This window comes from Sphingomonas sp. SRI_018 (genome assembly GCF_057586275.1).
Genome location: NZ_JBYCZO010000002.1, coordinates 726,692 through 736,677, shown reverse-complemented (window position 1 = coordinate 736,677; position 9,986 = coordinate 726,692). Strand labels below are relative to the sequence as shown.

General features: G+C 66.7%; 5 protein-coding genes. 1 reads left to right on the top strand and 4 read right to left on the bottom strand.

Annotation, left to right across the window (positions count from 1 at the left end; genetic code table 11):
• Nucleotides 1-120: 120 nt before the first annotated feature.
• Complete coding sequence (locus AC2YHA_RS15420; RefSeq protein WP_487402299.1) at nucleotides 121-2,496, bottom strand: TonB-dependent receptor; 2,376 nt, start codon at nucleotides 2,494-2,496, stop codon at nucleotides 121-123.
• Between the two features lie 263 nt (nucleotides 2,497-2,759).
• On the opposite strand from AC2YHA_RS15420, the gene clpB reads away from it, so the two are divergent.
• Nucleotides 2,760-5,339 carry an ATP-dependent chaperone ClpB gene (clpB, locus tag AC2YHA_RS15415; protein ID WP_487402298.1) on the top strand — a complete coding sequence of 860 codons (2,580 nt, stop codon included), beginning with the start codon at nucleotides 2,760-2,762 and terminating at the stop codon, nucleotides 5,337-5,339.
• A 243-nt stretch (nucleotides 5,340-5,582) separates the two neighbouring features.
• Here the strand turns inward: clpB and AC2YHA_RS15410 are convergent, their stop codons facing one another.
• From AC2YHA_RS15410 to AC2YHA_RS15400, 3 genes are all read right to left on the bottom strand, one after another.
• On the bottom strand, nucleotides 5,583-8,531 hold the full coding sequence (locus AC2YHA_RS15410; RefSeq protein WP_487402327.1) for a TonB-dependent receptor domain-containing protein: 2,949 nt from the start codon (nucleotides 8,529-8,531) through the stop codon (nucleotides 5,583-5,585).
• Nucleotides 8,532-8,876: 345 nt separating this feature from the next.
• The gene (locus tag AC2YHA_RS15405) at nucleotides 8,877-9,791 is read right to left on the bottom strand and encodes a M23 family metallopeptidase (RefSeq protein WP_487402297.1); all 915 of its coding nucleotides are present in this window, start codon (nucleotides 9,789-9,791) and stop codon (nucleotides 8,877-8,879) included.
• Nucleotides 9,788-9,985 carry a DUF2093 domain-containing protein gene (locus AC2YHA_RS15400; RefSeq protein ID WP_233784149.1) on the bottom strand — a complete coding sequence of 66 codons (198 nt, stop codon included), beginning with the start codon at nucleotides 9,983-9,985 and terminating at the stop codon, nucleotides 9,788-9,790. Before AC2YHA_RS15400 ends, AC2YHA_RS15405 begins: the two co-directional genes overlap by 4 nt.
• Between the last annotated feature and the right edge of the window lies 1 nt (nucleotide 9,986).

Below are 9,986 nucleotides of genomic sequence, written 5' to 3'. Positions count from 1 at the left end.
AGGGAGGAGAGGGTGCAGTGGACCCCTTCCCCGCCCCGGCGCAGGCCGGGGCCCAGAATCGAAAAGGATCGCAACTGGGCCCCGGCCTGCGCCGGGGTACAGCTACACCGCATTTGTCAATCAGAGCCCAGCCTTCAGAGTCAGGAAGAACTGCTGCGGCGCGCCGACCATCAGCGTCTGGTTGTCGCCCGAATTGCCGAAGCCGTTGGTGCCGATCGTCGAGACGTACTTCTTGTCGAACAGGTTGGTGACGTTGCCCTGGATCTCCAGGCTGCGGCCGCCGAGGTCGAACCGGTAGCCAAGCGTCGCGTCGACCACCACGCGGCCGTCCACCGACTGGTCGTTGGTGTAGGTGAAGTAGCGCTTGCTCATGTAGTTGGCGCCGACCCGCGCCAGGATGCCGGCATGGTCGTAGGTGACCTCGCCCTTCAGCATGTGCTTGGGCGCGTCGACCACGGTCTTGCCCGCGGTCGGGATCGTCACCGGCGTCGGCACGCCGCCCACCGACGCGGTGGTATGGACGTCGTCGCGATAGGTCGAATCATTGTAGCTGTACGACGCGAACAGCCCGAAGCCGGCGCCGAGCCTGAGGTCGCCGGTCGCCTCAAAGCCGAGCGAGCGGACGTCGCCGACGTTCTGCAGGATCACCGGATTGCCGACGATGCCGGCGCCGGTGGTGACTCCGAGCAGGCGGTTGCGGAAATTGACGTAATAGCCCGCCAGCGAGCCGGTGAACGGCCCCGCGCGGACGCGGCCGCCGAGCTCATAGGTGTCCGACTGCTCGGGCTTGAGCTTGGTCTCGCCGCTCAGCAGCGCGTCGAAGCCGGTCTGGGTGGTGGCGAACGGCCCGGTGGTCGCAGAAGCGACGAAGGCGCGCGTCACCTGGGTGAAGCCGGCGAACAGCTCGGCACCATCGCCGAGCCGATAGGCGACGCCCGCGTGCGGCTGGAACCAGTCGGTCACCTTGATCCGCCCGCCGGCAAGGCCGCCGCCGACGATCGGATTGGCCTTGTCGGTGACGGCGAAGCCCTTCCACCCCAGATTCACCGTCAGCGGGCCGAAGCCGAGCTTGTCCTGGACATAATATTGGAAGGTGTCGGTCCGGTACTGCCAGTCCCACTGGGTCGCGAAGGCGCCGTGCTGGAAATCCAGGCTGTCGCGGGTCGGCTCGGTGCGGCTGTCGAGGCCGTAGAAGCGGCGCGCCTGGCGGAAGTCGTTGCGCTCGTACCAGGCGCCGACGGTGAAGTCGTTGAAGCCCAGCCGCGTGCCGACGTCGCCGAACACGCCCTTGCGGCGGATGTCGTATTCGGTGGTGCGGATCGACATCGGCACGCCCGAGGGCGAGTTGACATAGGGCGTGTACCAGATGCCCTGGCCATGGTTCGAATGATAATAGCCCTTGAGCTGGCCGTGGACGGCGGAGTCGCCGGTCGTCTCGAGCCCCACCGAGGCGAGATAGTCCTGCCGCAGGCCGGCGGCGTTGAAATAGGCGTCGTCGAGCGTCTGGAACGGCGCCGGGAAGACCGTGCCCGCCGCCGGATTGCTCGGCGCGTTGCCGGTGATGTCCGACCGGCCGTCGGGGCCGGCCGCGCCGGTAGCGTTGTTGAACCGGTCGATGTTGTTGGCGATGTCGGCCAGCCGGATCGCGGTGGCGTAGTCGTTGGAGATATTGTCCCACTTGTAGCCGAGCCGCGAGATCATGCCGAGCGACAGGTCCTGATAGTCGTTCTCGCGCCGGTCGGAGAAGTCGAAGGTGCCGACCGCGCGCAGGCCAGCGACCAGCGGCGCGACCGCCTTCACATTGACCTGGTTGACGCGCTGCGAGCCCCAGCCCTTCCACTTGTCGGTGTCCGAATGGACGTAGGAGACATAGGCGCTGGGCCCGCCCTCGCCGAGCTCGCCGGTCTCGAGCCGGAAGAAGGTGCGCCACATGTTGTCGCTGCCGACGGTCGCGTTGGCGTCGAGGCCGAACTCGCGCGCCGGATCGCGCGAGGTGAACTCCAGCGTGCCGCCGAGGTTGTTGGTCGCCTGCGTCCCGATCGAACCCGAACCCTGCGACACGCGGGTCTCGGCGATATTCTCGCTGATGATCGCGCGGCTGATGTGAAGGCCGTTGACGTTGCCGTAGCTCGCGTCGCCGAGCGGGATGCCGTCCAATGTGAAGCCGAGCTGGTTCTGGTTGAAGCCGCGGATCGACACGCGCTGCGCCCATTCATAGGCGCCGAACGGATCGGCGCCGGTGACGTTGACGCTGGGCAGCTTCTCAATCGCCTTGAGCGGGCTGGTGCCGGGGACGAGCTCGGCGATGTCCTGCGCGCCGATCTGCTGGACCTGGCGGGTCTCGCCCTTGCCGATCACGACGATGTCGGCTTCGGCGGTCGGCTCCTCGGCCACGGGCGGGTTTGCGGCTGTGGAATCGTCCGGCGCGGCCGCGTGAGCGGCGACAGCGACGAACAGGGACGAGCCGGCGAGCAGGCACGCGGCGAAATGGCGCATCTGGGGGTTTCTCCGAAGTCGCACGAGCGCAATGCCCGTGCTGGCGCGCCGCTAATCGCGCTATGTTGCAGTGCGGAGAGAGATCGATGTCGTTTCCTTTGCGGAATTGTTGCAACCTCGCGAACCGTGGCGGCACGTCTTCCAGCCGGTGCCGATCCGGGACGGATGGAGTTCACAAGCAGGGTCAAGAAAGACAGCCAGCCGCCCTTGTGTTGCCGATATGCAACACCATCTGAGCGCCTGACGAACAACAGGGAAGGTTCATGAACCTCGAGAAATTCACCGACCGCGCCAAGGGCTTCCTCCAGTCGGCGCAGACCGTCGCCATCCGCATGTCCCACCAGCGGATCGCCCCCGAGCACCTCCTGAAGGCACTGCTGGAGGACGAGCAGGGCATGGCCGCCGGGCTGATCCAGACCGCGGGCGGCGATCCCAAGCGCGCGGCGAGCGAGACCGATCTCGCCCTGTCCAAAATCCCGGCCGTGTCGGGCAGCGGCGCGCAGGCGACGCCGGGGCTCGACAACGACGCGGTGCGCGTGCTCGATCAGGCCGAGCAGATCGCGACCAAGGCCGGCGACAGCTACGTCACCGTCGAGCGGCTGCTGGTCGCGCTGGCGCTGAGCCTCAACACCGCCGCCGGCAAGGCGATCAAGGCGTCGGGCGCGACGCCCGAGAGCATCAACGCCGCGATCAATCAGCTGCGCGGCGGCCGTACCGCCGACACCGCGGGCGCCGAGGACCGCTACGACGCGCTCAAGAAGTTCGCACGCGACCTGACCGAGGCCGCCAGGGACGGCAAACTCGATCCGGTGATCGGCCGCGACGAGGAGATCCGGCGCACCATCCAGATCCTCGCCCGGCGCACCAAGAACAACCCCGTGCTGATCGGCGAGCCGGGCGTCGGCAAGACCGCGATCGCCGAGGGTCTCGCGCTGCGCATCGCCAACGGCGACGTGCCGGAGACGCTCAAGGACCGGCGGCTGATGGCACTCGACATGGGCGCGCTGATCGCCGGGGCCAAGTACCGCGGCGAGTTCGAGGAGCGGCTCAAGGGCGTGCTCGACGAGGTGCGCGCCGCCGAGGGCGACATCATCCTGTTCATCGACGAGATGCACACGCTGGTCGGCGCCGGCAAGACCGAGGGGGCGATGGACGCCTCCAACCTGCTGAAGCCTGCGCTCGCGCGCGGCGAGCTCCACTGCATCGGCGCGACCACGCTCGACGAGTATCGCAAGTACGTCGAGAAGGACCCGGCGTTGCAGCGGCGCTTCCAGCCCGTCTACGCCGACGAGCCGACGGTCGAGGACACCATCTCGATCCTGCGCGGGCTCAAGGAGAAGTACGAGTTGCACCACGGCGTGCGCATCACCGACGGTGCGATCGTCGCCGCGGCGACGCTCTCCAACCGCTACATCACCGACCGCTTCCTGCCCGACAAGGCGATCGACCTGATGGACGAGGCGGCGTCGCGCATCCGGATGGAAGTGGAGTCGAAGCCCGAGGAGATCGAAAACCTCGACCGGCGCATCATCCAGCTCAAGATCGAGCGCGAGGCGCTGAAGAAGGAGAGCGACGCGGCGTCGAAGGAGCGGCTGGCCAACCTGGAGGGCGAGCTCGCCAATCTGGAGCAGCAGTCGGCGGAGCTGACGCAGCGCTGGCAGGCCGAGCGCGACAAGATCGCGTCGGAGGCCAAGATCAAGGAGCAGCTCGATGCCGCCCGGCTCGAGCTGGAGCAGGCGCAGCGCGCGGGCGACCTCGCCAAGATGAGCGAGCTCTCCTACGGCACCATTCCCGCCCTGACCAAGCAGCTCGAGGAAGCCGAAGGCGCGTCCAAGGGCGCGATGCTGCGCGAGGAGGTCAACGCCGACGACATCGCCGCGGTGGTGAGCCGCTGGACCGGCATCCCCGTCGACCGGATGCTGGAGGGCGAGCGCGAGAAGCTGCTCCACATGGAGGAGCAGCTGGGCAAGCGCGTGATCGGCCAGGACCAGGCAGTGCGCGCGGTGTCAACCGCGGTGCGGCGCGCGCGTGCCGGTCTGCAGGACCCGAACCGTCCGCTCGGTTCGTTCCTGTTCCTGGGCCCGACCGGCGTCGGCAAGACCGAGTTGACCAAGGCGCTCGCCGAATTCCTGTTCGACGATCCCGCGGCGATGGTGCGCATCGACATGAGTGAGTTCATGGAGAAGCACGCCGTCGCCCGCCTGATCGGCGCGCCTCCGGGCTATGTCGGTTACGAGGAAGGCGGCGTGCTGACCGAAGCGGTTCGCCGGCGCCCCTATCAGGTGGTGCTGTTCGACGAGGTCGAGAAGGCGCACGGCGACGTGTTCAACGTGCTGCTGCAGGTGCTCGACGATGGGCGGCTGACCGACGGCCAGGGGCGCACGGTCGACTTCTCGAACACGCTGATCATCCTGACATCGAACCTCGGCTCGCAGTTCCTCGCCAACCTGTCCGACGGCGAGACCGTCAAGAGCGTCGAGCCGCAGGTGATGGAGGTGGTGCGCGCGCATTTCCGGCCGGAGTTCCTGAACCGGCTCGACGAGATCATCCTGTTCCACCGCCTCGCCGCGGAGCATATGGGGCCGATCGTCGACATCCAGGTCGCGCGGCTGGCCAAGCTGCTGGCGGACCGCAAGATCGCGATCGACCTCAGCGACGGCGCGCGGGCGTGGCTAGGCCGGGTCGGCTACGATCCGGTCTATGGCGCACGGCCGCTACGGCGCGCGGTGCAGAGGTATCTGCAGGATCCGCTCGCGGAGCTGATCCTCAAGGGCGAGGTCAAGGACGGGTCGACTGTGAAAGTGGACGATGGCGATGGAAAGCTCGAGTTGAGCGTGAGCTGACGCCCGCACCGGCGATGCGGTGCAGCACGGGCGGGATCAAACGTCCGAATGAAGTGGAGGCGTGCTCCTGCGAAAGCAGGAGCCCTGGATCACGTCCCGCGTCACTTGCGGCCTGAGCTCCTGCCTTCGCAGGAGCACTGACTGAATCCGAACAGGACAGTCCCGAGGGGACCACCGAACGGATTGCTAAAAAAAGGGCGGCTCGTTGCCGAGCCGCCCCGATATTCTGACCTGAGGTCCGGCTCAGAAGCCGAACTTCACGCCCGCCTTGAAGTAACGGCCGTAGATGCCCTCGCCGCCCTGGATCGGGTTGTAGCCGTGCGCACCGTAGGTGACGGTGTCGATCGGCGGCATCCGGTCGAACAGGTTCTGGACGTTCGCGTAGAGGGTGAACTGATCGTTCACCTTGACCTGCGCGTTGAGGTCGAAGGTGATGTAGCTCTTCACGCGGCAGGGCAGCGAACCGTCGTTCAGGCCGCAGTCCTTATACTCGGTGCCCTGGTCCATCGCCGACAGGTCATAGCCGTCGTAATAGTTGAGCGTACCGGCCAGCGTGAAGTTGCGGTTGATCTCGACCGCCGAGGTCCAGGTGCCCTTCCACTTCGGCGTGCCGGAGCCCGCCGTCAGGTTGAAGTTGCCGAGCGTGCCGTCGTAGCGCTCGACGTGACCGTCCGGGAACTTCATCTCAAGCTTGAGGATGTAGGTTGCCTGGGCATTGGTCATGAAGCGGATGTTGTCCGTGAGCGCCACGTCCGCATCCAGCCCGAAGTCGAGACCCGAGGTCTTCATCGTGTTGGCATTGATGAAGGGCGACTGCACGAAAGCGATGCGCGGCAGGGCGGTCTCGTTGTTGACGTCAGGCGCGTCGGGGACGACCACGAAGCCTTCCGGGATCGGCTGGCCGGAATAATAGGCTTCGATCGCCGCCGCGTTGCTCGCGGTCGTGATGACGTTGGTCTTCCGGATGTTGTAGTAATCGACCGAAAGCCTGACGCCGCGAACCGGCTCGATCTCGATACCGCCGGTGAAGCTCCGCGACTTCTCCGGCTTCAGATCCGGATTGGAAATCGACGTTGCGCCGTAGGACGCGCCCGTGATGTAGGTCGGGCAGCTCGTGTACGTTGCCAGCGAGCACCCATACTGATTCAGGACATAGTCGGTATAGATGGCGGGGTTGGCCGTGACGTAACCCGTGGTCGGGAAGGTCGCATTGGCCTCGCCGAAGCTCGGGATCCGGAAGCCGCGCGAGTAGGTGCCGCGCAGCGTCAGGAAGCGATCGAACGGCTTGAGGATAACGCCCGCCTTCGGCGAGAAGTTGTCGATGCCGTTCGGATAGCGGTCGTAGCGGCCAGCCAGGTTGACCGTCAGCATGTCGACGATCGGAGCGTTGAGCTCGCTGTAGAGCGAGTAGACGGTACGATCACCCTTGATGGCGAAGCCGTTGAGGCGGAAGTACCGCTCCGTGCCGCCGTTGAAGTCCGAGTTGATGCTCGGCGAATCCACCGCTTCGTAGCGGACCGATGCGCCGAACGCGAGCTGCAGCGGACCGCCCGGCAGCTCGGCGAGCTTGCCCGACACGCTGGCGTCGGCCTGGAACAGGTCCGACGTCGAGGTCGCCCGCGCTTCCGGCGCGAGATAGTCAAGCACGTCCTGGCTGTTGGCCGACGGATTGACGAAGTTGTAGCTGCCATCGGCGATCACATCGAGCAGGTGCTGGATGTAGACATAGCCGTTGTACCGACGAAGCAGGTCGACGTGCATCGCGGTGGCGCTGACGTTGTAATCCCAGTTGTCGGAGATCGGGCCGCGGATGCCGAGGGCACCGCGATAGGTCCGCGTGCGGCTGTAATTCTCCTCGAACAGGTTCGGGATACGGCCGGCGATCGCCGCCGTATAGCCCTGCGCCGCGAACGGATTGTTCGGGTTCAGCGTGCCGTTGGCCGCGGTGCAGGCGGCCGTCGTGCCGCGCGGGCAGACATAGACCGGCAGCTGCAGGACCGTGTTGTTGCCGTAATAAGCAACGTTCGCCGAGGTGCTGTAGCGCGGATAGTAGAACGGCGCCGGCGCGTTAGCGCGGATCGTCGCGGGGATGTAGCTGTCGAACGACGACGACTGGACGAAGTTGAACGCGGCATAGGCCTCGCTGCTCTCGCCCACCCGGGCGGTGACGCGAGCCGAGAAGCCGAAGCGCTCAACCTCCGGGGTGATCACGCCATACTGCTTGGTCAGATCCTCCTGACAGACCACGCCGTTGGCGGGCGCCGCCGCATTACCCGGAAGCGCCAGTTCCGCCGGGCTGAGGGTGTAGGTCGGCAGACCCTGGCAGCCGTTCAGCAGCTGATAGCGCGAGGAAACGCCGGGAATGGCGCCGCCGGTGACCGGATTGCGCGGACGGACGATGAACGGCGTCGCGATGCCGAAGCCGCTCATCACGCCGTCGGACTGAACACCGTTGATGATGCCGTTAACGCCGCAGGTATCGTCGTGACAGACTCGCGAGAAATCGTCCGTGTCGAACGGATACGGACGATCGGCGTTCTTCAGCATCTCCTGCTTGTAGTAGAAGCCGCTGACATAGGCGTTGATGCCGTTCTTATCGAGATCGCCGAAGCCGGCGGTCAGCGACAGGCGATACTGCGCCGCGTCGCCGCGATCGGAGATGCCCGCTTCCGCGCGGCCGCTGATGCCCTGGACGTTCTTCTTGGTGATGATGTTGACCACGCCCGCGATCGCGTCGGCGCCGTAGGTCGAGGACGCGCCGTCGCGCAGGATGTCGATCTTCTCGACGATGTCGTCGGGAATCGTGTTCAGGTCGACGAAGTTGCGGGTGCCGTCGTCAGCCAGCGGATAATAGGCCGCGCGCATGCCGTCGAACAGCACCAGCGTCGAGTTGGTGGTGAGGCCGCGCAGCGACACGGCCGAAGCACCGGCCGCGAACGCGCCGTTGGCGGTGAAGGAGTTGGTCAGCGCCGGGCCGTTGTTGGCCGCGAGACGCTGGATGCTCTCCTGGATCGTGCTGATGCCGCGCTGATCGAGGTTCTCGATGGTGAGGCTGGTCACCGGCGACGGGACGGCATTCGACAGGATCGAGCCGGTGATGACGATGTCCTCGCCGGTCGACTGCTCGGCCTGGTCTTGTGCGACCGTGGTGCTCGCAGCGGTATCCTGAGCGAATGCCGGCACCGCATACATGCCGGCGCCGAGCAAGGCGAGCGCCGGCAGGGCAGCGCCGCCGAACAGCGACTTGCGCTTGAAATAGGTGTTGCTGGTCACGAAATTATCCCTCGCATCTTGGCCCGTTCGGCTGTGCCGCCCCCAAGGCCGATTGTGATCTTTCGCGCGGCGCACAACGCAGCTGCGCGAAGGACATGCGCGGAGGTCTAAACTTCGTTCATCCGCTGTAAAGCTGAGACGCACGCAAAACCGCGCCTTTTCAAGGGGACTGTAGCCAAAATAACACAGAGAATCGCACCAGGGTTTCCGCAGTGCATCATTGTGTCGTGCGAGCGCCAGCGACAGCAGCAATATTACGTCGGGTCAGTTTCCGGCCGGCATCGGCCCCGCGACCAGCAGCGGGTCAATCCGCGCGTCCCGCCACTTCATCCCCCAATGGAGATGCGGACCGGTGGCACGGCCGGTGTGGCCGACGCGCCCGATCGGCTGGCCCTGGCGGACGTGGTCGCCGACACGCACGTCGATGCGGCTGAGGTGCAGGAAAGCGCTGTTGAGGCCCATGCCGTGGTCGATCATCAGCAGGTTGCCCTCCAGCGTGAAGGGGTGATCGGCCGCCAGGATCACCACGCCGTCGGCGGGCGCCGCCACCACCGCGCCTTCAGGCTTCGCGACGTCGACGCCGGAATGATAGGCGCCGGGTTCGCCCTTGTAGATGCGCTGGCTGCCGAAGCGGCCGGAGATGCGGCCGGTCGCCGGCCAGATGAATTGCTGGCGCCAGCCCTGGGCATCGGTCTGCCTGTCGCGCGCCGCGGCGATCTGGGCGAGCTCGGCGGGGCGGCGGCGGGCGAATTCCGCGCTCGGCTGGGGGAAGCGCGGGAGCCGGTTCAACCGCTCGATCTGCCAGTCGCGCGGCGCAACGGCGAGCGCGCGCGTGACGACCGAGCCGTCGGAGCGAGTGGCGGCAAGCGAGGCGCTGGGGCCGGCGTCACGGTCGAAGGCGATCAGGAACCTGCCGTCCGGCGCGAACGGGACCGGCGCGCCGTCGAAATTCAGCGCGGTCGTACCCATCGGCACGGTGCCGCGCAGGATGCCGCCCTGGATCGTCGCACCGTCGAGGACGAAGTCGCTCGGCGGCAAAGGCTGCGCACGAGGCGTGATGTTGGCCGCGGGAGCAGCTGCCGGCGGCGCCGAGGAGGGCGTGGGCGCGGACGGCGAGACGCAGCCGGCGAGCGCGATCACCGCGGCGGCCGCCACTCCCCCGCCCGCGGTTCGCCTCACGGAGCGAGCGTCTCGCTGGCGATCTTGGCGCTGGCGTAGGGCTCCTGCCGCGCGACGCTCCAGTAGCGCAGCTCATCGAGCGGAATCTTCGCGCCGCTGACCGCGCAGATCACGTGGTCGCCGGGGGCCAGCACGCGGAAGCCATTGGCCATATAGTGGAGCCGCGCCGTGCGCGCGGTGTTGGACATCAGCATC

Excerpts from the sequence above, each read along its gene's own strand:
- AC2YHA_RS15400 (WP_233784149.1), bottom strand. The coding sequence starts at position 9,985 with ATGCTGATGTCCAACACCGCGCGCACGGCGCGGCTCCACTATATGGCC.
- AC2YHA_RS15420 (WP_487402299.1), bottom strand. The coding sequence starts at position 2,496 with ATGCGCCATTTCGCCGCGTGCCTGCTCGCCGGCTCGTCCCTGTTCGTC.
- AC2YHA_RS15410 (WP_487402327.1), bottom strand. The coding sequence starts at position 8,531 with ATGTATGCGGTGCCGGCATTCGCTCAGGATACCGCTGCGAGCACCACG.
- clpB (WP_487402298.1), top strand. The coding sequence starts at position 2,760 with ATGAACCTCGAGAAATTCACCGACCGCGCCAAGGGCTTCCTCCAGTCG.